Annotated in this window: 23 protein-coding genes; 17 read left to right on the top strand and 6 right to left on the bottom strand. The window is 66.9% G+C overall.

The window, feature by feature from the left end; all coding sequences use genetic code 11:
- From ACIPXZ_RS00690 to ACIPXZ_RS00675, 4 genes are all read left to right on the top strand, one after another.
- A complete protein-coding gene (locus tag ACIPXZ_RS00690) occupies positions 1 to 1,407 on the top strand; it encodes a PspC domain-containing protein (protein ID WP_400590122.1) in 1,407 nt (468 codons plus the stop codon).
- Positions 1,404 to 2,006, top strand: a complete 603-nt coding sequence (locus ACIPXZ_RS00685; protein WP_400590120.1) for a hypothetical protein — start codon at positions 1,404 to 1,406, stop codon at positions 2,004 to 2,006. The genes ACIPXZ_RS00690 and ACIPXZ_RS00685 overlap by 4 nt, the downstream gene beginning before the upstream one ends.
- Positions 2,007 to 2,038: 32 nt before the next feature.
- The gene (locus ACIPXZ_RS00680) at positions 2,039 to 2,293 is read left to right on the top strand and encodes a PspC domain-containing protein (RefSeq protein WP_400590118.1); all 255 of its coding nucleotides are present in this window, start codon (positions 2,039 to 2,041) and stop codon (positions 2,291 to 2,293) included.
- Positions 2,294 to 2,423: 130 nt separating this feature from the next.
- Entirely contained in the window at positions 2,424 to 3,449 is a 1,026-nt protein-coding gene (locus ACIPXZ_RS00675) for a 6-phosphofructokinase (RefSeq protein ID WP_400590117.1), read from the top strand.
- An 83-nt stretch (positions 3,450 to 3,532) separates the two neighbouring features.
- Here ACIPXZ_RS00675 and ACIPXZ_RS00670 read toward each other — a convergent pair whose 3' ends face one another.
- The 5 genes from ACIPXZ_RS00670 to ACIPXZ_RS00650 all read right to left on the bottom strand — a co-directional run bounded on the left by ACIPXZ_RS00670 (position 3,533) and on the right by ACIPXZ_RS00650 (position 8,585).
- Positions 3,533 to 5,035: a DHA2 family efflux MFS transporter permease subunit gene (locus tag ACIPXZ_RS00670; RefSeq protein WP_400590115.1), complete on the bottom strand. Its 1,503-nt coding sequence runs from the start codon at positions 5,033 to 5,035 to the stop codon at positions 3,533 to 3,535.
- Between the two features lie 63 nt (positions 5,036 to 5,098).
- Positions 5,099 to 5,671: a PadR family transcriptional regulator gene (locus ACIPXZ_RS00665; protein ID WP_400590114.1), complete on the bottom strand. Its 573-nt coding sequence runs from the start codon at positions 5,669 to 5,671 to the stop codon at positions 5,099 to 5,101.
- Positions 5,672 to 5,788: 117 nt separating this feature from the next.
- Positions 5,789 to 6,904: a YgfZ/GcvT domain-containing protein gene (locus ACIPXZ_RS00660; protein ID WP_400590113.1), complete on the bottom strand. Its 1,116-nt coding sequence runs from the start codon at positions 6,902 to 6,904 to the stop codon at positions 5,789 to 5,791.
- Between the two features lie 72 nt (positions 6,905 to 6,976).
- Positions 6,977 to 7,597, bottom strand: coding sequence for an FABP family protein (locus ACIPXZ_RS00655; protein ID WP_400590112.1), 621 nt, complete (start codon positions 7,595 to 7,597; stop codon positions 6,977 to 6,979).
- 145 nt (positions 7,598 to 7,742) lie between these two features.
- Entirely contained in the window at positions 7,743 to 8,585 is an 843-nt protein-coding gene (locus tag ACIPXZ_RS00650; RefSeq protein ID WP_400590110.1) for a permease, read from the bottom strand.
- Between the two features lie 153 nt (positions 8,586 to 8,738).
- Between ACIPXZ_RS00650 and ACIPXZ_RS00645 the strand changes: the two genes are divergently transcribed.
- The 13 genes from ACIPXZ_RS00645 (at position 8,739) to ACIPXZ_RS00585 (ending at position 21,311) form a co-directional block, all read left to right on the top strand.
- Complete coding sequence (locus ACIPXZ_RS00645) at positions 8,739 to 9,437, top strand: winged-helix domain-containing protein (RefSeq protein WP_400590108.1); 699 nt, start codon at positions 8,739 to 8,741, stop codon at positions 9,435 to 9,437.
- Between the two features lie 48 nt (positions 9,438 to 9,485).
- The gene (gene mshD / locus ACIPXZ_RS00640) at positions 9,486 to 10,469 is read left to right on the top strand and encodes a mycothiol synthase (protein ID WP_400590107.1); all 984 of its coding nucleotides are present in this window, start codon (positions 9,486 to 9,488) and stop codon (positions 10,467 to 10,469) included.
- 54 nt (positions 10,470 to 10,523) lie between these two features.
- Complete coding sequence (locus ACIPXZ_RS00635) at positions 10,524 to 12,770, top strand: RNA degradosome polyphosphate kinase (protein ID WP_400590105.1); 2,247 nt, start codon at positions 10,524 to 10,526, stop codon at positions 12,768 to 12,770.
- Complete coding sequence (locus ACIPXZ_RS00630; protein ID WP_400590103.1) at positions 12,770 to 13,747, top strand: NUDIX domain-containing protein; 978 nt, start codon at positions 12,770 to 12,772, stop codon at positions 13,745 to 13,747. Before ACIPXZ_RS00635 ends, ACIPXZ_RS00630 begins: the two co-directional genes overlap by 1 nt.
- A 24-nt stretch (positions 13,748 to 13,771) precedes the next feature.
- Positions 13,772 to 14,392: a hypothetical protein gene (locus ACIPXZ_RS00625; protein WP_400590102.1), complete on the top strand. Its 621-nt coding sequence runs from the start codon at positions 13,772 to 13,774 to the stop codon at positions 14,390 to 14,392.
- A 141-nt stretch (positions 14,393 to 14,533) separates the two neighbouring features.
- A complete protein-coding gene (locus ACIPXZ_RS00620) occupies positions 14,534 to 16,099 on the top strand; it encodes a hypothetical protein (protein ID WP_400590100.1) in 1,566 nt (521 codons plus the stop codon).
- Positions 16,096 to 16,476, top strand: coding sequence for a GntR family transcriptional regulator (locus tag ACIPXZ_RS00615; RefSeq protein WP_400590098.1), 381 nt, complete (start codon positions 16,096 to 16,098; stop codon positions 16,474 to 16,476). Before ACIPXZ_RS00620 ends, ACIPXZ_RS00615 begins: the two co-directional genes overlap by 4 nt.
- Positions 16,473 to 17,276, top strand: coding sequence for a thymidylate synthase (locus ACIPXZ_RS00610; protein WP_400590096.1), 804 nt, complete (start codon positions 16,473 to 16,475; stop codon positions 17,274 to 17,276). The genes ACIPXZ_RS00615 and ACIPXZ_RS00610 overlap by 4 nt, the downstream gene beginning before the upstream one ends.
- Positions 17,273 to 17,848, top strand: a complete 576-nt coding sequence (locus ACIPXZ_RS00605) for a dihydrofolate reductase (protein ID WP_400590094.1) — start codon at positions 17,273 to 17,275, stop codon at positions 17,846 to 17,848. Before ACIPXZ_RS00610 ends, ACIPXZ_RS00605 begins: the two co-directional genes overlap by 4 nt.
- 34 nt (positions 17,849 to 17,882) lie before the next feature.
- Positions 17,883 to 18,110, top strand: coding sequence for an NF038396 family protein (locus ACIPXZ_RS00600; protein WP_400590093.1), 228 nt, complete (start codon positions 17,883 to 17,885; stop codon positions 18,108 to 18,110).
- A gap of 72 nt (positions 18,111 to 18,182) precedes the next feature.
- On the top strand, positions 18,183 to 19,313 hold the full coding sequence (gene asd, locus ACIPXZ_RS00595) for an aspartate-semialdehyde dehydrogenase (protein ID WP_400590091.1): 1,131 nt from the start codon (positions 18,183 to 18,185) through the stop codon (positions 19,311 to 19,313).
- Positions 19,314 to 19,439: 126 nt separating this feature from the next.
- On the top strand, positions 19,440 to 20,585 hold the full coding sequence (locus tag ACIPXZ_RS00590; RefSeq protein ID WP_400590089.1) for an aminotransferase class V-fold PLP-dependent enzyme: 1,146 nt from the start codon (positions 19,440 to 19,442) through the stop codon (positions 20,583 to 20,585).
- 84 nt (positions 20,586 to 20,669) lie between these two features.
- Complete coding sequence (locus ACIPXZ_RS00585) at positions 20,670 to 21,311, top strand: DUF3060 domain-containing protein (RefSeq protein WP_400590088.1); 642 nt, start codon at positions 20,670 to 20,672, stop codon at positions 21,309 to 21,311.
- Here ACIPXZ_RS00585 and ACIPXZ_RS00580 read toward each other — a convergent pair.
- Complete coding sequence (locus ACIPXZ_RS00580; RefSeq protein WP_400590086.1) at positions 21,299 to 22,462, bottom strand: winged helix DNA-binding domain-containing protein; 1,164 nt, start codon at positions 22,460 to 22,462, stop codon at positions 21,299 to 21,301. The genes ACIPXZ_RS00585 and ACIPXZ_RS00580 overlap by 13 nt on opposite strands.
- Positions 22,463 to 22,622: the final 160 nt, after the last annotated feature.

Genomic DNA, 22,622 nt, shown 5'->3' with positions numbered 1-22,622 from the left:
ATGAACACTGACAGCACTCTTCCTGAGGACCCCCGGACGCCGAACGGCGCAGCGGGGGATGCGTCCGGCAGCGGTGCCGGACCACACGACGGGCCGGCCCACGAACCGTCGCCCGGACAGGGACCCAACGCCTTCTTCTCCTGGATCAGACGTCAAGGACTGGTCCGCGGCAGCGACCGCTGGTTCGGTGGCGTCGCCAGCGGCCTGGGACATCGCTTCGGCGTCGACCCCCTGATCGTCCGCGGCCTGTTCATCGTCCTGGCGGTCTTCGCCGGGATCGGCGTGCTGCTCTACGGTCTCGCCTGGGCGCTCCTGCCGGAGCCGGATGGCCGCATCCACGCTCAGGAGGCCGGGGCAGGCCGTTGGAGCACCGGCATGACGGGCGCGGTCATCATGACCATCATCGGGCTTCCCAGCCTCGGCCGCGGTTTCTGGGCCTGGGGCTGGAACGGCCTCGGCGGTCTGCTCTGGACGCTGTTCTGGCTGGCCGTGGCGGGAGCGGTGATCTACATGATCGTGGAGTATCAGCGCAATCGCCGTGCTCAGCATCCGGTCACCCCCGACTCAGCGGCTCCCGCGGGCTCCGGTCATCCGGCGTCGCCCGGGTCCGGAGACGGCGGCTTCCCTTTTGCCACGGCGACCGTCCTGGGGGAACCGGCGGTCGCTGACGGGATCACAACCCCTCTCCCTGCGAAACAGCCCAAGGTCTCAGCCCCTCGCCCGCCGAAGCCTCCCCGGCAGCCCGCGCCACAGCCGCCCCGGAAACCGCGCCATCGCGGCCCCGGAGGCTCCTTGGTCGCCGTGACCGCAGGATGTGCACTGCTGGTCGGTGGAGGTATCAAAGCCCTCGACGTCGCGGGGATGCTTCCTCTCGGTGACGTGGTCAACGCCGTGGCCTGGGCGGCGGCAGCCGTGGTGCTCGGTCTCGGAATCCTCATTGCCGGTCTTCGCGGCCGCAGCTCCGGGTTCATCGGCTTCCTCGCCGTCGTGTGCCTGGCCATCGGCGCGCTGTTCACCATGACGCCTCATGGGGAACAGGTCCGCTTCGCCAACCGGGACTGGAATCCGAGCAGCCTGGATCAGGCCGGGCAAGGCTTCGAACTCACGGCCGGAAACGGGACCATCGACCTGAGCACACTGGGCCACGCCGGCCCGCTCGGTTCCTCCGTCGTCGTTCCTGTCGACGTGACGGCCGGCAAGGCCGTCCTGATCCTGCCGCAGGACATCCCGGTTCAGCTCCGCACCGATCTGACCTTCTCGAGCCTGGACACGAACGGCAGCGACAGCGGCCACGTTGCGGACCAGGGAAGCACGACGCTCAATGCCGGCAAGTCCGGCGAACCCCTCATCGTCCAGCTCCACGGGACGTTCAGCAACATCACGGTGCAGGAAGGAAGCCAGCGATGAGCAGCGATCAGACACCGCAGCCCGAAACCGGAGGACAGGCGCGCAACGAGGAGGAGACCGTGAGTCTGCCGTTGCCCGGAGAACATCCGGACACCCACGTCCTGCCCGTGGCGGGCGAGGAACCAGGGACCGCCACGGACGGCACGCCGTCCGGGGAAACGGCGGAGCCCGGGACTGGGCCCCTGCCGTCCGCCTGGACGGTTCCGGAGCCGCAGCCGCTGCCTCCGTCCTCAGAACAGTCCCTGCCGTCGCAACTCCCCTTGCCGCAGGCACAGGGACCAGGACAGGCCGCAGGGTCAGGGCAGACGACGCCCGGCTTCCCGCCGGCCTGGCATGAACAGGAGCAGTTCGCTCAGTTCACTCAGGGCGCGCGGGTCGGCACGGTCGTCTGGGGGCTGCTGATCATCGTCCTGGCCGGGCTCATCATCGTCTCCCGCCTGGGCCTCGTGGTCCTGGAAGGAAGCTATGTCCTGATCGGGGTCATGCTGGGAGCCGGGGCGGCGCTGGTGATCGGCGGTCTCCTCTCTGCGGCATCGCGCCGGCGGGCACGGCTACGGGCGGCCGCGGGTTCCCCCGGCCGCGGCGACGGCATCGCGTGACAATCGAGACGACACAAGGAAGGCTAGAAGCCATGGAGAAGTTTTTCAGCGTCATCAGGAGCCTTGGGCTCAAGCGCGGACCGGAACGCTGGCTGGGGGGCGTCTGCGGCGGAATCGGTGCGAAATTCGGCGTCGACGTGGCCTGGGTGAGGATCGGATACCTGATCTTCTGCCTGCTTCCCGGCCCGGCGTTCGTCATCTATCTCGCCCTGTGGTTCCTGCTCCCCGACTCCAAGGATGACCGGATCATCCTGCAGGGATTCCTGCAGAACCGCGGCGTCAAGTAGCCTGCGGCACGGTGAGGGCCCCCGTCATAGTGGCGGGGGCCCTTGTCGTCCACGTCACAGTGGACCGTAGAATTGGCGTGGGCTCAATGGGGCGCTCTTCCTGTTCCCAACCATGAAGGACGAACGACCCATGAAAATTGGCATCCTGACCAGCGGTGGCGACTGCCCGGGCCTGAACGCCGTGATCCGCGGAGCCGTGCTGAAGGGCATCGCGATCCACGGACACGAGTTCGTCGGCTTCCGGGACGGCTGGCGCGGCGTGGTGGAAGGGGATGTCATCGACATCCCCCGGACCTTGGTCCGTGGCATCGCCAAGCAGGGCGGCACGATCCTCGGCACATCCCGCACCAATCCGTTCGAGAACGGCGGCGGGCCGGAGACCATCAAGCGTCATATGGATCGCCTCGGCATCGACGCCATGATCGCGATCGGCGGCGAAGGCACCCTGGCAGCCGCCCGTCGTCTGACTGATGCCGGCCTCAAGATCGTGGGCGTGCCGAAGACCGTGGACAACGATCTGGACGCCACGGACTACACCTTCGGATTCGACACCGCGGTACAGATCGCGACGGAAGCCATCGACAGGCTCCGGACCACCGGCGAATCGCACCACCGGTGCATGATCGCCGAGGTCATGGGACGGCACGTCGGCTGGATCGCGCTCCACGCCGGGATGGCCTCCGGCGCCCACGCGATCCTCATCCCGGAACAGCGAGTTGGCATCGAGCAGATCGCGGAATGGGTCAAGGAAGCCCATGACCGCGGACGTGCCCCACTCGTGGTGGTGGCCGAGGGCTTCGTTCCCGATCATCTGGAAGCCCCGCACTCGGAACGAGGTCTGGACACCTTCGGCCGTCCCCGGCTGGGTGGCATCGCGGATCAGCTTGCGCCGGAGCTGGAGGCCAGGACGGGAATCGAAACCCGGGCCACGATCCTCGGCCATATCCAGCGCGGCGGAGTGCCGAGCGCCTTCGACCGCGTCCTGGCCACCCGTCTCGGCATGGCCGCCATCGATTCCGTGGTGGACGGCCGCTGGGGGACCATGGTGGCGCTCAAGGGAACCGAGATCGAACACGTGAGTTTCGAGAACGCTCTGGGCAACCTCAAGACGGTGCCTGCCCATCGTTACGATGAGGCCGCTGTGCTCTTCGGCTGAGCCCCGCGAAGTAACAGTTGACGCCCTGAAAACTCGGTTTTCAGGGCGTCAACTGTTACTTCGCGGGGAGGTGCGCGGGGAGGTCAGTCCTGGGACACCTTCTGCTGCTCCGGTGCCTTGGCGGGAGCCGCCGGGCGGATGAAGAACAGGGTCGCGACGGCGGCCACCAGGATCGCGAAGGCCGGAAGCAGGATCGCCTGCGACATGGCCGTGGAGAATCCGGCGTGCAGGAACTCCGGCAGCACACCGGTGGCCATCTCACCGCTTGGCGCGCCTTGGCCGCCCGGCGCGTGCGGGAGCTCGGCCGAGAGACGTGCCTGGATCAGCGCGGCGATCGCCGCGGAACCGAGCACCGCACCGACCTGACGAGTGGAGTTGTAGATGCCGGATCCGGCGCCGGCCTTCTGCGGCGGAAGGTTGCGCAACGCCGTCGCGCTCATCGGCGCCCAGATGCCCGAGCTGGCCACACCGAGGATGGCGGCCGGGATGAGGTACATGAGCACCGGGGTGTCCGGAGTGGTCAGGAACGAGTATAGGAACAGCGAGATGGACATCAGTGCGAAAGCCGAGGGGATGACCACCTTCGGGTTCATCCGCGGGATCCACTTGCCGACCACGGGTGCCAGCACGCCGGAGACGACGGCGGTGGGCGCCATCAGCAGCGCCGACTGGGTGGGCGTCAGGCCACGGACCATCTGAATGTAGAAGATCAGCGGCAGCATCATCGAACTGATGGTCAGACCCATGAGGCTGATGCCCAGGTTCGCGAGGCTGAAGTTCCGGTCCTTGAACAGGTCCAGCGGCATGAGCGGTTCGCCGTTGAAGCGGTTGCGGTAGATCGCCTGCCAGAGGACGAAGAGCACCAGGACGACGACGCCTGAGATGATCAGGCCCCAGACGGTGATCCCGGGGGTGACGGTTCCCCAGTCATAGCTCTGGCCTTCCTGCAGGCCGAACACCAGCAGGAACATGCCGACGGCGCTCAGCAGCACGCCGGTCCAGTCGAAACGGTGCCGGTGTGTCTTCAGCTTGGGGACGAAGCGCACCGCGGCCAGGAAGCCGATGATGCCGACCGGGACGTTGACGAAGAAGATCCACTCCCAGCCGAGGCTGTCCACCAGCAGGCCGCCGAGCAGCGGACCCACCAGGGTGGCGACGCCTGCCGTGGCACCCCAGAGGGCCATGGCGGAGCCGCGTTCCTCCGGCTTGAACATGCGCGTGATGACGGCCATGGTCTGCGGCGCCATCAGCGCGGCGCCCAGGCCCTGCACTGCACGGGCCGCGATGAGCATCTCGACGTTGCCGGAGAGCCCGCACCAGAGGCTGGCGAGGGTGAAGACCGCCAAGCCAGTCAGGTAGAGGTTTCGCGGCCCGAAACGGTCGCCGAGGCGACCGGTGATGAGCAGGGGCACCGCGTAGGCGAGCAGATAGGCGCTCGTGACCCAGATGACGGCGTTGATGTCGGTGTTCAGGCCCTCCATGATCCTGGGATTGGCCACGTTCACGATCGTGCTGTCCACCAAGATCATGAAGAAGCCGATCACCAAGGACCAGAGAGCTGGCCAAGGTCGGGCGATCTGTTCCACGGGAAGGAACCTTTCAGTGTCGAGTATGTCCGGCCCCAGGGGTGTCGGTGCCGGGTCGGTTGTTCAGGGGCAGGGATTGATGTCCAGGGAGCCGGTGAGGATCTCCCCCACCATGCCCTCCAGCCAGTCGATCTCCGCGGCGAGCAGATGCTGCTGGTATTTGACGATGATCCAGAAGGCCGGCGGGACCTCCCGTTCGAGTGCTCCGCCCTCCAGGGCGTCGTACTCGGCGAGCCGTTCACGCAGGCCCTCCAGTCGGACGTTCAGTCGATCGACCACGCGTTCGGCAGGAAGGCTGTGCGCCTCGGCCAGTGCCAGGGGAAACGGCGGGAAGGTGTTCCCGGCGTCTCCCAGCATGTGCTCCACCGTTGCCTTCAGAGCGGCCTCGCCGTCGGGAGTCATCCGGTAGACCGTGCGTTCCGGCCGTTTGCCATCCCGCTCCACGCCGTCCTCCTCCACGAGCCCCAGCTCGGCGAGCCGAGCGACCGCGTGGTAGAGGGTGCCCGGACGGACCTTGACGATGCGGTCCTCCCCTCGGAGCACCAGGGTCTGGTACATCTCATAGGGGTGCCGCGGCTTCTCCCGGAGGAGGCCGAGGGCCGCCAGGCTCAGAGGGGTCAACGACGTTCGGGTCATGGTATGGCGTCCGGTTCTACGTGGATCAGATTCGTAGGGAGGCAACCATCATTCCACACCAATTATTCCAGGTGGAATAGTCGGAGAGGGAGATCCGCGCCACATCCGGGCGAGAACTCAGCGTGGAGCGCGCAGGAAGCCGCTCTGACGGCCCACCACCTGGCCGGCGTCAGGAGCCACGATGACCTCCTGCGCCGCGGGATACTCCTCCACCACCGCTTCACCCTCGGCGTCCTGAGAGCCTGTCGAATCGACGACGGTCAGCACGGCCCCGGCATCCACCGAGCGCTTGACCAATGCCAGCGCGATCGGGCCCATCTCATGATGCTGCGCCACACTGCTCAGCCTGCCGACGGTCTTCCCGTCCAGGACCACAGGGCTGTCCAAGGCAGGCAGCGTGTGCTGAGAGCCGTCGAGCTGCAGGAACACGAGCCGACGCGGAGGGTGTCCGAGATTGTGCACGCGCGCGATCGTCTCCTGACCCTTGTAGCAGCCCTTGGCCAGGTGCACCGCCGTGCGGATCAGATCCAGTTCATGAGGAATGGCCCTGCTGTCCGTTTCGAAACCCTGGCGGGGGCGCCAGGCTGCGATGCGCAGCGCCTCGGCCGCCATCATTCCGGCCAGTTCGAGACCGGCGGTCCGGCTCTCAAGCTCAGAACGCGGCACGATCCACTCGATCCAGGGACGGCCCCGGCCAGGATGATCGTCCGGCGCGACGACGGCGTAGGAATAACCACCGGCGCTCACCTCGGGCCACGGATCCCGCCAGCGATTCAGCCCCTCCAAGGCCTCCAGCCCGGCAGTCCCGCCGAGCACCGCCCAGGAGTCCGTCACGTCAGAGACCTCGACCCGCAGCATGAAGCGCATCCGGTCCAGGAACTGCGCCAGCGGCTCCGCAAGGCCTGGTTCGACGATGAGCCAGGCGGTGGCGCCGTCGTCGACCATTCTGATGTCGAACTCGATGCGCCCCTGGATGTCGAGCAGGAGCAGCTGGGTCGATTCCCCGGGCGCAAGAGCGTTGACCCGCTGCGAGGACAGCGTGTCCAGCCAGGACAGCCGGTCCGGACCGGTGACGGTGACCACCCCGAGATGCGAGAGATCCACCACGGCCCGGCCCTGCGCGAGGGCGCGTTGCTCCTTCAGCGGCTGACCGTAGTGTGCGGCGACGCCCGCATCAACACCGGATGAAACGACGGCGGCAGGGCGCGACAGAAGCGGGCTCGTGTACTCCATACCGGGTGCAACCTTCCTCGCGTGAGGGCTATTCCTGCTGCTCGTCCAGCCGATCGGACGGAGTCCGGAAAATCAGGACAGCTTGCTCAGGATGGCGGAGGCGTGCGCTTCCAGGCCGGCTTCGGCTTTCCCTTCGGCCTGCTGCCCCTCGGAGACATCCCAACGCCAGAGCAGCTTGCCATCGACCAGCCCGAAGATGCGAGTGGCCGCCGAATAACTCTTCGAATGGCTGCCACGCATCACCATGTCGGTGCTGAGCTGGACCTGCGGGCCCTTGATCTGGCCGTAGTAGAGCTCCGAGATCCCGCCGGGATGAGAGATCGAGACGGAGATGTCGAAGCCTCCATCAGCGTTGCGCATCGCTTCGACATCGTCAGCGGTCTTGAGGGCCGGGACGATCTCGGCGGGAACCATGCCGGGGCCGCCATCGGCCTCGACCAGTTTGCGCTCCAGCGCCCAGAAACCCATCTCCACGGTCAGAGGCCGCAAAATGGTCCCCTCATCGTCACACAGCCAGCTTTCGGCCCGGTACTGCAGATACGGCAGACCGTTGTGCGCGAAGGTCACCCGCTGCACGAAGTGCTCGGAGCCCTCTTCACCGGTGCCCAGACGGCCACGGCCCTCCCAGTCACCGATCAACCAGGAAAGGGGGACCAGCTCCGGGGTGAGGTCGCTGGGGATTTCGATGGGCACGGCTTACTTCTGGCCCTTGAAGAGCCGGTAGACCACCAGCCCGGCGAACCAGGCCATGGAGATACCCGCGATGCCGAGCAGGACCAGGAAGAAAATCTCAAATGCAAGGACGGACATGTGCCCATCCTATCCTCAACTCGGAGGGCTAGATGAGCAGGAGCTTGCCGAGGAAATAAGCCACGCTCCCCAGCGCCAGCACCGGGCCCACTCCGAGCGCGATGGCGCCCACCAGGGAGGCGTGATGCACGCGATAGGTGATGAGCCGCCGGAAGCAGACCACGAGGATTCCTGCCGCGAGGCCTAGCAGAGCGCTCGGCAGCATGGAGATGTCAGGGTTGAAGAAGCCGACCAGGGGGCCCACCAGAACGGCGAGCACCACCCCGAGAGGCGCTACGATGCGGTCCGGCCACCGGATGAGGCCGACCGCCACGGCGACCGCGGCGCACGCCACGACCACCACCAGCATCTCCCGCAGGCCTCCGAGCCGGACGTTGGCCACCCAGCCGGCCCCGAGCGCTGCGAGCAGCACCCCTCCGCTGGCACCGAAGGTCGATTCGAGCCGTTGCGGCTGGCCCGTGCCACGGATCAGTTCGACCAGCATGACGGCCATCAGACCCAGCGCGATGAGAGGTGCCGACCAGGCCATGAATCCGGGGCCCGGCACCACGACGGTTCCGACCACGGAAAGCGCGCCGACCGCGGCGATGATGCCGCCCAGGGTCTTGCGGGCCGGGATGGCCAGATACTGCGGCCACGCGAAACCGAAAACGACCGCCACCACGATGCAGACCGCCATGTGCCCCACCGTCCCCAGCCAGGGGGCCACGCCCAGCACTGCCAGGGCCACCAGCGAAGCGATTCCCACGGTCAGATAACCGTGACCTGTGGAGCGCAGTCCGGCGGGGCGGCCGGAGCCGCCGCGGGCGCCGCCGCCCAGCAGGGCGAAACCGGCGTCGTCGTTGGCTGAAGGCGAAGGTGCAGGGCTCACCCCTCCATCCTCCCCCATCCGGGGCCCGCAGGCCCATCCCGGTCCGCGGCGGGTGGGGCGCGCGACTGTGACGCGTCTAACTCGCCGAAGCGTGCGGCTCGATATACTGGGGTATCAAGCTCGACGACGCGCTCCCGATCCATGGAGGGGACAATGTCGCAACTCTTGCTCTTGACGAACAGCACCGACTCATCGGTGGACATCCTGCCCGCCCTCGAGCTGCTCAATCACAAGGTGCACATCCTGCCCGCCGAGCCCACCGCGCTCCTCGAGACCGAGCCGTGCGACATCATCTTCCTCGACGCCCGGAAGGACCTGGTCGGGTCCCGGTCCCTGACCAAACTGCTGAAGGCCACCGGCCTGTCCGTCCCGCTGCTGCTGATCCTCACCGAAGGCGGAATGGCTGCGATCTCGGCCCAGTGGACCGTCGACGACGTCGTCCTGGACTCCGCCGGTCCCGCCGAAGTCGAGGCCCGCATCCGCCTGGCCCTGGCCCGCAGCTCCTCGCCGGAGGACGAGGCGGAGACCGAGATCCGCGCATCCGGCGTCGTGATCGACGAAGCGAGCTACACCGCCAGGGTCAACGGCTCTGCACTGAACCTGACCTTCAAGGAGTTCGAGCTCCTCAAATACCTCGCGCAGCATCCGGGCAGAGTGTTCACCCGCCAACAGCTCCTCACCGAGGTCTGGGGCTACGACTACTACGGCGGAACCCGCACCGTGGACGTCCACGTGCGGCGACTGCGCGCCAAATTGGGGCCGGACCACGAGACGCTGATCGGCACGGTGCGCAATGTCGGGTACCGGCTGACCATGACGCGTGAACAGGACGAACAACCCGCCGAGGCGTGAAGCCCCGGGCGGTGCCCCTCGTCGCCCGCCCCGACTAGGCTGTGTGCCATGACTAGCGCGAACGCGTCCCACTGGCCGGTCCATCGCCTCACCGCGCCCCTCGACGGCCCGGTGCTCGGGGAAGCGCAGGCTCTCCTCGCCGCGGCTGAATCCGCGGATGGGACGCCGCCCGTGTCCGAACAGTCCGTCATCGGGTTGCGCACGGGAGGCAACGCCGGCCAGGAGGTCCTGGTCCATGCGGTCTATGCGCCGGAAGACCCCTTCACGCAGGATCCGACGCCCGCTGAATCCGGCTTGGCGGGTTTCGCGGTGCTGACCCGCAGCGAGGCGGAGTCCGTGCTCGAAATGGCCGTGCACCCCTCCTACCGGAACATCGGCGTGGGTCTCCGTCTCGCCACCGATCTCCAGGACGCCCAGGGAACCCTGGACGGCGTCCAGGCATGGTCCCACGGCGATTCCGCGGCGGCTGAGGATCTTGCACAGCAGTTCGGATTCACCAAGGTCCGGGAGCTCTGGCGCATGCGGCTCAGTTCGCCTGCCACGGGAGCGTCCGACGACGACGGTCTTCCGCCGGGCCACCGCATCCGGAGCTTCGTGCCGGGCCAGGACGAGGACGCGTGGCTCGCGGCCAACGCGGCGGCTTTCGCTCATCACCCGGAGCAAGGCGGCATGACCCTCAGCGATCTGCGGGAACGCATGGCGGAGCCGTGGTTCGACCCGGAGGGGTTCCTCCTCGCCGTCGATGCCGAGGACCGGATCGCAGGCTTCCATTGGACCAAGATGCAGCCCGCGCTCGCTGGGCACCCCGCCCAGGGCGAGGTCTACGTGGTCGGGATCGTGCCAAGCTCCCAGGGGAAAGGCCTCGGAAAGACCCTCACCCGCAAGGGCATCGAGTACCTGCGGCAGCATGGCGCCAGGACCGTGCTGCTTTACACGGAGGCCGACAACACCCCCGCGGTGCGCCTCTACGAAAGCCTGGGATTCGCCCATTGGGACAGCGACGTCATGTACCGGAAAAACCCGGCGAACTGACCCCTTCCGTTCTGTAAGGTTGAGGTTGATCGACTGCAGCGTTAGGAGTGTGGCATGAGCAGCGACAATGGGGCTTCCACCGGGACCATGGGCAGAACCCCTTCCCGCATCGGCTCGTCCGAGGTCAACGCCGCACGGGCCACCCAGGACCGGATCGAGCTTCCTGAGTTCGAGGAGCCGAGCCTGCTGCCCGAGGGTGACATCAGTCCGGACCGTTTCCTGGACCGCGAGCTGTCCTGGCTGAAATTCAACGCCAGGGTCCTCGAGCTGGCCGAGGATCCGGACCTGTTCCTTCTCGAGAGGGTCAATTTCCTCTCCATCTTCGCGTCCAATCTGGACGAGTTCTTCATGGTCCGTGTGGCCGGCCTCAAGCGCCGCATCGCCACGGGCCTGGCCGTCCCCTCCCCCGCGGGTCTGAGCCCCGTGGAGGTACTGGAACAGATCAGCGATGCCGCACGCACGCTGCAGGAACGCCATGCCCGGGTCTTCGCTGAGCAGGTCCGTCCGGGCCTGGCCTACGAGCACATCCACCTCATGCACTGGTCCGAACTGGATCAGGAGGCCCAGCACCGGGTGAGCACCCTCTTCACGGAGAAGGTGTTCCCGATCCTCACCCCGCTGGCGGTGGATCCCGCACACCCCTTCCCGTACATCTCCGGGCTGTCCCTGAACCTCGCCGTCGTGGTCCGCAACCCCGTGACCCGCAAGGAACTGTTCGCCCGCGTCAAGGTGCCGGACCAGCTGCCGCGCCTGATCGCCGTCGACGGCCCGCGCGCCGGAGCCGTACCCGGCCGGGTGGCCCGTTTCATCACCCTTGAAGAAGTCATCGCCGTCCATCTGGACCAGCTCTTCCCGGGCATGGAGGTCGTGGAGCACCACACCTTCCGCGTCACCCGTAACGAGGACGTGGAGGTGGAGGAGGACGATGCCGAGAACCTCCTCCAGGCCCTGGAGAAGGAACTCCTCCGGCGTCGTTTCGGCCCACCGGTGCGTCTCGAAGTGACCACCGATATCAATCCCGCGGTACGGGACCTCCTGGTCCGCGAACTGAACATCGACGAGTCCGAAGTGGTCGCCGTTCCGGCACCCCTCGATCTGCGCGGCCTGTCCGTCATCGCCGGAATCGACCGCGCCGATCTGCATTACCCCAAGCAGGTCCCGCACACCTCGCGCTACCTCAACGAGTCGGAGACTTCAAAGGCCGCGAACGTGTTCGCCGCCATGCGCCGCCGGGACATCCTCCTGCATCACCCGTACGATTCCTTCTCCACCTCGGTTCAGGCATTCCTGGAACAGGCGGCAGCGGATCCGAAGGTGCAGGCCATCAAGCAGACCCTGTACCGCACCAGTGGCGACTCCCCGATCGTGGACGCCCTGATCGACGCGGCCGAGGCCGGTAAGCAGGTCCTGGCTCTGGTGGAGATCAAGGCCCGTTTCGACGAGGTGGCCAACATCTCCTGGGCCCGCAAGCTGGAGCAGGCCGGCGTGCACGTGGTGTACGGCATCGTGGGTCTGAAGACGCACTGCAAGCTGTCCCTGGTGGTCCGGCAGGAGTCGGACGGCATCCGCCGCTACTGCCACATCGGCACGGGCAACTACCACCCCCGCACGGCCCGCTACTACGAGGACCTCGGCCTGCTGACCGCGAATCATCAGGTGGGCGAGGATCTGTCCAAGCTGTTCAACCAGCTCTCCGGCTACGCTCCGAAGTCCACCTTCAAGCGGCTGCTGGTGGCCCCGCGTTCCGTGCGCAGCGGTCTGATCGAGCGGATCGATCAGGAGATCCGCAATGCCCGCGCAGGCAAGGCGGCCAAGGTGCAGATCAAGGTCAACTCCATGGTGGATGAGGCGATCATCGACTCCTTGTACCGGGCCTCCCAGGCCGGCGTCGAGGTCAACGTGATCGTGCGTGGCATCTGCTCCTTGCGTCCCGGCGTCCCGGGCCTGAGCGAGAACATCACGGTGCGTTCCGTGCTGGGGCGCTTCCTGGAGCACTCCCGCGTCTTCACCTTCGCCAACGACGGCGACCCCGTGGTCTTCATCGGTTCTGCGGACATGATGCACCGGAATCTGGACCGCCGGGTCGAAGCCCTGGTCCAGCTGAGCAACCAGGACGACATCCAGGACCTCATCAGCCTGATGAACCGCTATGTGGATCCCGGGACGGCGAGCTGGCACCTGGATGACGAGGGCGAATGGGAACGCCACCACAAGGCGGAAGACGGAACGCCGCTGCTCGACGTCCAGTCCTGGCTCCTGGCCTCGCGCTCGCGCCAGCGCAGCTCCGGGTCCCTCCGCTGATGCCGCACGAACGCGCGGACTCCCCCACCGCCGATCAGAGTGAACACCCGGGCGAGAAGGTCGCCGTCGTCGCGGCCGGAGGTCTGCCCTGGCGGATCAACCGGGGCGAGCTGGAGGTCCTGCTGATCCACCGCCCCCGCTACGACGACTGGTCCTGGCCGAAGGGCAAGCTCGACCCGGGAGAGACCATCCCCGAGTGCGCCTCACGGGAGATCTTCGAAGAGATCAGTCTGCGGGCGGGGCTCGGCATTCCCTTGCCGAGCATCCACTACCGGGTGTCGGCAGGGCTGAAGGTGGTTCACTACTGGGCGATCAACGCGCAGAACGCCCGGGTCCGTCAGGACGGCAAGGAAGTCGACAGCCTGCTGTGGTGCACGCCGTCCCGCGCGGCGGAACTGCTGAGCAACACCTCGGACCGGGAACCTCTCGCCGCTCTGGTGTCCACCTACGAGGACGAGCTGCTGGACACCTGGCCACTCGTGGTCGTCCGTCATGCCAAGGCCAAGCCCAGAGCCTCCTGGACCAAGGGCGAGGGTGACCGCACACTCGCGGCCTCAGGGCTCCGGCAGGCCCAGGCGGTCAAAGGCCTGCTGGGTGTCTGGCGTCCGGAGCGGATCGTGAGCAGCCCGTGGAAACGGTGCATCTCCACGATCGCGCCGTATGTGAAGGCGAACAAGGTCAAAGTGAAGCTCGTGGATGCTCTCACCGAGCACAGTCACGAACGGAAGCCGCGCAAGACGGCCGCGGCCTTCGAAGCCGTCTTCGACAAGGGCGTTCCCGCCGCGGTCTGCGTGCACCGGCCCACGCTGCCGACGATTCTGCGACAGATCTCCACGCATCTGAACACCACCTTGACGGGCCGGCTGCCCACCGCCGATCCGTACCTGACGCCGGGCGAGGTGCTCGTGCTCCAGGTGACCGGGGGTTCCCGGCCCACCGTGGTGTCCGTGGAACAGTACCGGCCCTACGACGACTGACGACGAGCTGAAGGAATTAGAAGGATGACTGAGAACACCAACCCGGAGCCCGTGGGTTTCGGAATCGCCGAGCTGGCATTCCTGCTGAACAGCTTTGAAGGGCCCGGCCATGCGCGCTCGGTCGACGCTCTCGGCGCCGGTGACTGGGCCGGGGACGAGGAACTGGCCAATGTGGGCCTGTCGGCTCTTGCAGCCCGTGGCTTCGTCCAGCCCGAGGAGGACGGCCTCGGCGTCAGCGGCGCCGCCTCCCTCCTCGCCCAGACGCTGGGCGACGGACGCCTGTGGATCACCGTGGAGGTCGGCACCGCAGATGGGGAGAACGCGAAGGTGGTGCTCGTGGAGCAGAAGGAACTGCGGCTGCTGCTCCAGCCCGGGATCTTCAGCACCTGGTTCGCCACTCCCCTTCCCGAGGAACTGACGGCGTCCCAGGTGGCCGTCTCCATCCTGCACCAGCACGCCGAGGAGTCGCCGGACAGCACCGCCACGGTCTCCGTCGCCACCTTGGAGCGACTGAGCTCCTATCAGCTGCGACGCGACGGCGAGGGCTGGGAGTTCGCCGGGATCACCGAGGACGGCCCGGCGGACCCGGTCAGCGGGCTGGGCCCGGCCGAGGTCGCAGCCCTTTTCGACGCGGCCGCCCTCTGATTCCTTCCTTCCCCGACGCGGGGTCACTTCGGGCCCAATCCGATGCTTGGATTGGGCCCGAAGTGACCCCGCGTTGTGCGTTCCCTCTTGACGAAGCGATTTTTGTATCAAACACTTGATACAAAACTCCGAGGGGGTCCGATGAACATCTCACAGCAGTTCGCAAACTATGTTCCCTTCGGGATGGCGCTGGCCGGTGCCGCCATCGTGTTCCTCGTGCTCCGCTACCTCGCCTCGGACGGACGGGAAGGAACCAGTACGACGACGGCGGCCAAACACTCCCTCACGGTCGGCGTCCTGGGCTGGATGGCGAGTTCTTTGCAGCCGGCGTCGTCGTTCGGCCGCCTCCCCTCGGGCGCCTCCGACCCGCTCACCTCACCATGGGCGCTTTTCCTGCCTGTCATCCTGGTCCTCGGCATCCACGCGCTCGGCCAGCTGAGTTACCCCGGGGACCGTCGCACGGTACGGATCGCGGAAGTGCAACGACGCACGGTCCAGGACTTCCTTCCTCGAAGGCTCGCCGTCGTCACCGCGCTTGTCTTCCTGGTGAGCCTCGGCCTGATCCTTTCCATCGTCGGGCTTGCCGGCATGCCGGCCGGAGAGAACCCCTCACCCTCCGCAGTGCCCGCTCCCGGCCTGCTGCCCGGCGCCGTGACGGCCGCTTGGCTAGGCAGTGCCTGGCTGGCCCTGGCGACCGGAACCGTAGCGGTGCTTCTGTTGATCGCCCACCGCCGACAGCTCACGGGGCTCGGCCCCGAGGAGAACGCTGTACTGCGGACGCTCTCCATGAACCGGCTGCTGCGCACCTCCGCCACCATCGCCTCAGGCCTGGCTGCCATCGCCACCGGGCTCAATCTGCTGCCGTTGCCCGGCCAGGCGTCGGGCACCGGCATCAACGTGGGAGGGGCGTTCAACCTTCTCGTGCTGATCGTCATGTGGCGCTGGCCCGCGGCCTCGCGGACAGCCGAGCGCCAGACGCCCAGTGATCCGGCCCTGCGTTGGCACCGTCTCGCAGTGCTCCCTGCCGTCCCCCTCGGCATTCTCACAGCGCTGGCGCTGAGCGGCAGCCTCCTCCTGAGCGGCTCCGGGCTGCAGCAGGCGATCATCCTGGCCGGGGCGGGGGTGCTCCATCTGCTGTGGAACTGCTGGTGCGCGACCCGGATCCCACGAGTTGAGGATGCCGGGCCCGTCCGCATGCCGCTCCCTCGGCGCAGCACCCTGGCCACCGCACTCCTCTGCGGATTCACGAGTCTCTTCACTCTGGCCGGCGCCTTCTGGACCACCCTCTCGAACGAAGGTCCTCACAACGAGAGGGCCACCGCCTCCACGGTCGTGGTCGGAGTCAGTATTCTGGCACTTCTCGGCTCGGCACTTCTCGCAGCCCGGATGACAGCACGCCATACGCTCCAGGCGGCGCTCCCTGCATCGGAGCCGGCCGGTCTCCTCCAGGAACGGTGGCAGCGGATGGCCCTCTGGACCGGATCGATCCTGCTCGGCCTCTCGGCCCTCCTCCTGTTCCAGCTCCTACTGCCGGTCCGGATCAGCGACGGCTATGAGGAGGGAGGGCGGAGTATCGTGATCGTCAATGTCATGGGCTTCGTCAGTCCCCTGATGCTCTTGCTGGCCGTGCTGCTCTGGGCGCTCAGCGGTGTGGACCCGGCGCCCCGGAAGAAGATGTCCCCGGACCTGGAGCCGCAGCGCGCATGAATTCCACCGTCGCGGTCCGACTCGATTCTCCGGTGCCGCCGTTCGAGCAGGTGAGGGCTCAGTTCGAAGCCATGATCCGCAGCGGGGAACTGCCGGATGGAGCGCGGCTCCCCACCGTCCGCGCATTGGCCGGCGACCTCGGACTCGCCGCCGGGACGGTCGCCCGCGCCTACCGGGAGCTCGAAGCCGCCGGGTTGATACGCACCGCCCGTCGCTCAGGAAGCACTGTCGTCGCCCCCGCGGACACCCCGATGCCCCACGGTGGTCTTCCGCCCGAGCTCGGCGACGCCGTCGAACGCCTGGTGGACCTCAGCAGAGCCTACGGGGTGGGCTTCGAAGAGATCTCGTCGGTGATCCGCACTAGACTGGAGCCATGAGCATCCCCACTCCTTATGAGGACCTGCTGCGCGACGTCCTGGAGAATGGCACGCACAAATCGGACCGGACGGGGACAGGGACGCGTAGCGTCTTCGGGCGCCAGATCCGCTTCGATCTGGCCGAGGGATTCCCCTTGATCACCACCAAGCGCGTGCACTTCAAGTCGGTGGCCCTGGAACTGCTCTGGTTCCTCCGCGGCGACTCGAATGTGCGCTGGCTGCAAGAGAACGGCGTCTCCATCTGGGACGAGTGGGCCGACGACGCCGGGGAGCTCGGGCCCGTGTACGGCGTTCAGTGGCGCTCCTGGCCGACTCCGGACGGCGGCCACATCGATCAGATCGCCGAGCTCATGCGGAATCTCGCAAGCAATCCGGACTCCCGCCGTCACATCGTCTCCGCCTGGAACGTCGCGGAGATCTCGGACATGGCGCTGCCTCCGTGCCACGCCTTCTTCCAGTTCTACGTCGCAGACGGCAAGCTGTCCTGCCAGCTCTACCAGCGCTCCGCGGACATGTTCCTCGGCGTGCCGTTCAACATCGCCTCCTACGCCCTGCTGACACACATGATCGCGCAGCAGCTGGATCTGGAAGCCGGCGACTTCGTCTGGACCGGCGGTGATTGCCATGTCTACGACAACCACGTGGAACAGGTCGAACTCCAGCTCAGCCGGGACGCGCTGCCGTCCGCGACCCTGCACATCGCACGGAAGCCGGAAAGCATCTTCGACTACGACTTCGCGGACTTCGAGGTCGTGGACTACCAGCACCATCCCGGCATCAAGGCCCCGGTGGCCGTATGAGCCCCGTCGATCCCACGGCCTTCGCAGAAGAGATCCGGCCGCGTCTCCACGGCACCGGCATGGTCTGGGCCGAGACCACCCGTGGTGTGATCGGCGCCGGCGGCACCATGCCTTGGCATGTGCCCGAGGACATGAAACACTTCAGCACCGTCACAGCGGGGACACCCGTCATCATGGGCCGCAAGACCTGGGAGTCATTCCCCGCCAAGTACCGTCCGCTGCCCGGCCGCACCAACATCGTGGTGACCCGCCGCGAGGACTGGGCGGGCACTCCCGAGGCGGAGGGCGCCGTCGTCGTACCGTCGCTGGAGGCCGCGTACAGCGAGGCCGGGGACGGTCTGCGCTATGTGATCGGCGGCGGGGAGATCTTCCGCCAGGCGCTCCCGGAGACCGACTTCGCGGTGATCACCGTGATCGACTCCGACGTCGACGGCGACACGCACGCGCCCGTCCTGCCGGCCGAGTGGACACGCACCGCCGTCTCTCCCACCCCCACACCGGACGGCGCCGATGGCTGGCTGACATCTTCAAACGGGACGCGCTTCCGTTTCACGCTCTGGGAACGCGCCTGAGGCGCGCATCCGATCCGTACCCGCAAAGGCATTCATGAAGCACCTTCTCTCGCGTTCCGACATCCTCTTCGTCCTGGGCTACATGCTCTTCCCGCTCCTGGGGCTGGTCACGGCCGTCCTCGGGCTGTTCATGATCCTCGGTGGAAACCGGATCGCCGGAGTGATCGTGCTGGTCCTGGTGACCCAGGTGTTCGTCTTCGGTTCCTGGTGGGCCTTGAAGAAGCGCCGGGCCGCGCTGGAAGCCGAGGCATCCGAGGGCTGAGCTCGCCAGCCGGGGTCGTCGCTGTGACGTAACCGGCGGAAACATGTCGGTGTACCTGCGTAAAATCGGGTCATGACTTCAGCAGCCGTGCCCTCCGTTGGCTTTGTCGGGTGGCGTGGCATGGTCGGCTCCGTCCTCATGCACCGCATGCAGGAAGAGAACGACTTTGCCAGCATCAATCCCGTGTTCTTCTCCACCTCCAATGCAGGAGGTGCCGCGCCGTCGTTCGCCGACGGCGCCGGCAAGCTGGAGGACGCCTTCGACATTGAGGCTCTGGCGAAGCTGCCCATCATCGTCACCGCCCAGGGCGGCGACTACACCAAGCAGGTCCACGGTGAACTCCGCTCGCGCGGCTGGGACGGCCTCTGGATCGACGCGGCGTCCACACTCCGTATGCAAGACGACTCGATCATCGTCCTGGACCCGATCAACCGCGACGTGATCGACCGCGGCCTGGCTTCCGGCGTGAAGGACTTCATCGGCGGCAACTGCACCGTGTCCTGCATGCTCATGGGCCTGGGCGGCCTGTTCAAGAACGGCCTGGTCGAGTGGGGCACCTCCATGACCTACCAGGCCGCTTCCGGCGGCGGCGCCCGCCACATGCGCGAGCTGCTGAACCAGTTCGGCACCCTGAACGCCGAGGTCAGCAGCGAGCTGTCCGACCCCGCTTCGGCCATCCTGGAGATCGACCGCAAGGTGCTCGCCCACCAGCGCGACGGTGTGGACGCGGCTCAGTTCGGTGTGCCGCTGGCCGGTTCCCTGATCCCCTGGATCGACTCCGACCTCGGCAACGGCCAGAGCCGTGAGGAGTGGAAGGCCGGGGTGGAGACCAACAAGATCCTCGGCACCGCAGGCGAGGATCACATCATCATGGACGGCCTGTGCGTGCGCATCGGCGCCATGCGCTCCCACTCCCAGGCGCTCACCCTGAAGCTCCGCGAGGACCTCTCCGTCGCCGAGATCGAGAAGATCATCGACACCGACAACGAATGGGCCACCGTGGTGCCCAACGTCAAGGAGGCGTCCATGAACGACCTCACCCCCGTCGCCGCTTCGGGAACCTTGAACATCCCCGTGGGCCGTATCCGCAAGATGGAGATGGGCCCGGAGTACATCAGCGCCTTCACGGTGGGGGATCAGCTCCTCTGGGGGGCCGCAGAGCCCTTGCGGCGCATGGTGAACATCGCCACCGGACGGCTCTGAACCGTCAGACGCAGGAGAAGGGGTGGAGCTCCGGACGGATCTCCACCCCTTCTTTGCGTGCGTCACGGTATCCACATGGCGGCCGTCGTGATGTCCCGGTCGGGCCCGGCATGCCACCATGGAGACATGGACCTTCCCACGCCTGAGCTGCCCCGCCCCGATGTCGATCCGGACGGGCTTCTGGAATACTCGGTGGTCTTCACCGACCGCTCCCTGAACCATATGTCCGCGCGTTTCGTTTCCGCGATGCAGCAGACCCTGGAGATTCTGCGCACGGCGTACAGCGCGGACAGCGTGGCCATCGTCAACGGGGGCGGCAGCTATGCCATGGAGTCCGTCGCCCGGCACTTCGCCGCAGACCGTCATGCCCTGGTGGTGAGGAATGGGCTCTTCTCCTACCGCTGGTCCCAGATCCTGGAAGCCGGTTCCATCGCCGAAAGCGTCACCGTCTGCGCCGCGCAGCCGGAGAGCCAGGAACATCAGGCGGCGTGGAACCCTGCTCCTCTCGACGAGGTGGTCGCTGCCATTCGGACCGAACGTCCCGCCGTGGTGTTCGCTCCTCATGTCGAGACGGCCGCGGGCATGATCCTTCCCGATGACTATGTGCGTTCGCTCGCTGACGCGGTGCACGACGTCGGAGGCGTCCTGGTGCTCGACTGCATCGCCTCGGGAGCGATGCTGGTGGACATGAAGTCGCTGGGCGTCGACGTGCTGCTCAGTGCGCCGCAGAAGGGCTGGAGCGGCTCCCCCGGCGTCGGTTACGTCATGCTGAACAGCACTGCCCTGGAGATCGTGGAGTCCCGTGCGTCAAGCAGCTTCGCCGCCGATCTGCGGACCTGGTTGTCCATTTCCGAGGCCTACCGTGAGGGCCGCGCCGCCTACCACGCGACCATGCCCACGGACACGATCGTGCGCAATCTGGTGCAGATGACGGAGACCCGGGAACGCGGTTTCGAGGCCTTGCGCGCCGCTCAGATCGAGCTTGGGCGCCGGGTCCGTGAGCTGTTGGAGGAACGCGGCCTGCCTTCGGTCGCCGGAGCGGACTTCGCTGCGCCGAGCGTCGTCGTGGTCCACACGGATGATCCGGGCCTGCGCAGCGGTGCCCGGTTCAAGGAGGAAGGTCTGCAGATCGCCGCCGGTGTCCCGCTGCACTGCGGTGAGCCGGACACCTTCTCCACCTTCCGCATGGGTTTGTTCGGCCTGGACAAGCTCGGCGATGTCGACGGCACTGTGGAGCGCCTGCGGGCAGCCCTGGATCGTATGGGGGTCTGAAGGGCAAACCTCCACCGGGAAGCGGATGGTGCGGGCAGCCCGGCTAGGATCGGTGTGTCATCACTCAACGGCAAGGGGAATGCCATGACACTGACCACATCGCGCCATCTCACCGCGGCCGCAACCCTGCTCGTGGGCTTCGCGCTGGCCGGCTGTTCTGTTCCTGCGGCGCAGCCGTCCGGGACGGCCAGCCCCACGACGGAATCCGCAGCGGGAGGCGTCCGCGAGATCACCACGGACGGCAACTGCGCCCCCGGCGAGAACGTCGCGGTCACCGCCGCGGACGCCTCTGCGGTCATCACCGGTGATTGCGGCACGGTCAGCATCACCGGGGCGAACGTCCATGCGAACATCGATTCGGCGAAGAAGCTCTCGGTGACCGGCGCTGGGGCCGCGATCATCGGCAAGAAGTGGGGATCAGTCGAGACGACCGCCGCCACGGTGAGCCTGAACGCTGACGAGATCGCCGAACTCACGGTCTCCGGCGCGGACACCACCGTGGTGCTCAGCGCCAAGGCGGGCAAAGCCAGCCTCGGCGGTGACCGAGGCTCTTTCAATGCCCACGACGTCCAGGATCTCTCCATCGCTGGTGCCCACAACGGCGTGGTCCTCAGCGGAAAACTGGGGGCTTTGCGGGTCAGCGGGAACGACAACACCGTCAACTGGTCCTCAGGAGTGACCTCCCCGGACTCCGATACGGGAATAAGGAACAGTTACATTCGCTGAGCGTCGACGAACCGCTCGTAGGCTCTGGACCACTTGCTGCTGGAACGGTGCGGGGTCGGGTGCGTGCCATTCACCTCGAAAGGCTGTAGCACGACCGTGCCACGAGAATCGGTGGACCAGGTGCCATCGGTGATGCCCCCGCTCATGGTGGTGCGCTTGAACATGCCGTTTCCTCCGGGCACGATGAGGTCGAAATGCTCTGGGGCCAGAACAGCGCTGCGGTCCGTGTAGCCGAGAATGTACTCGTCGAAGCCGGCCAATAGGTGAAAGGACCGTGCCCCCGGCAGAGCCTCACCGTTCCGTCGCTCCAGCCAGTCCGCCGTCTCGGAACTGAGTAGCAGCCCGTCGCCGTGAAACGGTGATTCGTATTCCCTCAGACGTGCTCCGAGCCGCCCTTGCGCGGCACGGCATGCTGTGAGCGTCAGGCCGGTCCACCAGGCGAAGTCACGGAGGGTTGCCGGGCCGTGGCTACGGACATAGCGTTCCAGAAGTTCGTCCAGGGCGGCTTCCGGCGAAAGCTCACGACGGCGGTCCCCGATCCACTCGTCCTGGAGGACGAAAAGGTGCTCCTTCTCCCCGACTGGGCCTTGGACCAAGGTTCCCGTGACCGAGAGGAGCAACAGCAGATGGGCACCGCGTTGGGTTCTGGTTCCCTGCTTCGCGTCCTCCAACGCGGCGAACAGTTCCGCCCTCGTCGCCCGGCCGCCACCACGCAGGGTGCCATGCACCGCATCGCGGGCCTTCTCCCCGTCCGCTGCAGTGATCGCGAGTTCGCGGTGCCGGGCCGCCATGGAGGAGATGAGCCGGTCTGAGGTCAGTGAATGGAAGAGAGCGAGATCTTCCGGCAGGAGTGTGTGGAGTGTGCCGCGCATCGGCCAGGAGCGAACGATGCGGCCGTCTTGAAAGGCCTGCCGGACGGCCGCCGCGGAAGCACTTCGCGCCTGCGCCGGGCTGTCCGCGCCGAAGACCAGACGTGCACCGAGCGACCACGGAACCGAGTACCAGTCCTGTCCCTGCATCGCGGTCATCCAGCGGACAACGTCCTCGGGGTCCTCGAAGCCGGGCCGTGGAAATCCGTCCGCCCCCGGCAGCAGTCCATGGCTGTGCAAACGGAGACGAGCGATATCGCGAGGACGCAAGGTCTGACCCATGGCCCTAAGCGTAGTGGGCGAGGGCCCCGGCCCGACGGAGTCGGGACAGGGAGCCCACGCAGCGGTAGTGGGCGAGGGCCCCGGCCCGACGGAGTCGGGACAGGGAGCCCACGCAGCGGTAGTGGGCGAGGGCCCCGGCCCGACGGAGTCGGGACAGGGA

It is taken from the genome of Arthrobacter sp. NPDC090010 (genome assembly GCF_044748305.1).
Taxonomy (GTDB): domain Bacteria; phylum Actinomycetota; class Actinomycetes; order Actinomycetales; family Micrococcaceae; genus Arthrobacter_E.
Note: the sequence above shows the minus strand (reverse complement) of the source record. Positions and strands in the feature narration are given on the sequence as shown.

Bases quoted from the DNA above. Each gene is read 5' to 3' on its own strand.
- ACIPXZ_RS00690 (WP_400590122.1), top strand. From the start codon at position 1: ATGAACACTGACAGCACTCTTCCTGAGGACCCCCGGACGCCGAACGGC.
- ACIPXZ_RS00685 (WP_400590120.1), top strand. From the start codon at position 1,404: ATGAGCAGCGATCAGACACCGCAGCCCGAAACCGGAGGACAGGCGCGC.
- ACIPXZ_RS00680 (WP_400590118.1), top strand. From the start codon at position 2,039: ATGGAGAAGTTTTTCAGCGTCATCAGGAGCCTTGGGCTCAAGCGCGGA.
- ACIPXZ_RS00675 (WP_400590117.1), top strand. From the start codon at position 2,424: ATGAAAATTGGCATCCTGACCAGCGGTGGCGACTGCCCGGGCCTGAAC.
- ACIPXZ_RS00665 (WP_400590114.1), bottom strand. From the start codon at position 5,671: ATGACCCGAACGTCGTTGACCCCTCTGAGCCTGGCGGCCCTCGGCCTC.
- ACIPXZ_RS00660 (WP_400590113.1), bottom strand. From the start codon at position 6,904: ATGGAGTACACGAGCCCGCTTCTGTCGCGCCCTGCCGCCGTCGTTTCA.
- ACIPXZ_RS00645 (WP_400590108.1), top strand. From the start codon at position 8,739: ATGTCGCAACTCTTGCTCTTGACGAACAGCACCGACTCATCGGTGGAC.
- mshD (WP_400590107.1), top strand. From the start codon at position 9,486: ATGACTAGCGCGAACGCGTCCCACTGGCCGGTCCATCGCCTCACCGCG.
- ACIPXZ_RS00635 (WP_400590105.1), top strand. From the start codon at position 10,524: ATGAGCAGCGACAATGGGGCTTCCACCGGGACCATGGGCAGAACCCCT.
- ACIPXZ_RS00630 (WP_400590103.1), top strand. From the start codon at position 12,770: ATGCCGCACGAACGCGCGGACTCCCCCACCGCCGATCAGAGTGAACAC.
- ACIPXZ_RS00625 (WP_400590102.1), top strand. From the start codon at position 13,772: ATGACTGAGAACACCAACCCGGAGCCCGTGGGTTTCGGAATCGCCGAG.
- ACIPXZ_RS00620 (WP_400590100.1), top strand. From the start codon at position 14,534: ATGAACATCTCACAGCAGTTCGCAAACTATGTTCCCTTCGGGATGGCG.
- ACIPXZ_RS00615 (WP_400590098.1), top strand. From the start codon at position 16,096: ATGAATTCCACCGTCGCGGTCCGACTCGATTCTCCGGTGCCGCCGTTC.
- ACIPXZ_RS00610 (WP_400590096.1), top strand. From the start codon at position 16,473: ATGAGCATCCCCACTCCTTATGAGGACCTGCTGCGCGACGTCCTGGAG.
- ACIPXZ_RS00605 (WP_400590094.1), top strand. From the start codon at position 17,273: ATGAGCCCCGTCGATCCCACGGCCTTCGCAGAAGAGATCCGGCCGCGT.
- ACIPXZ_RS00600 (WP_400590093.1), top strand. From the start codon at position 17,883: ATGAAGCACCTTCTCTCGCGTTCCGACATCCTCTTCGTCCTGGGCTAC.
- asd (WP_400590091.1), top strand. From the start codon at position 18,183: ATGACTTCAGCAGCCGTGCCCTCCGTTGGCTTTGTCGGGTGGCGTGGC.
- ACIPXZ_RS00590 (WP_400590089.1), top strand. From the start codon at position 19,440: ATGGACCTTCCCACGCCTGAGCTGCCCCGCCCCGATGTCGATCCGGAC.
- ACIPXZ_RS00585 (WP_400590088.1), top strand. From the start codon at position 20,670: ATGACACTGACCACATCGCGCCATCTCACCGCGGCCGCAACCCTGCTC.
- ACIPXZ_RS00580 (WP_400590086.1), bottom strand. From the start codon at position 22,462: ATGGGTCAGACCTTGCGTCCTCGCGATATCGCTCGTCTCCGTTTGCAC.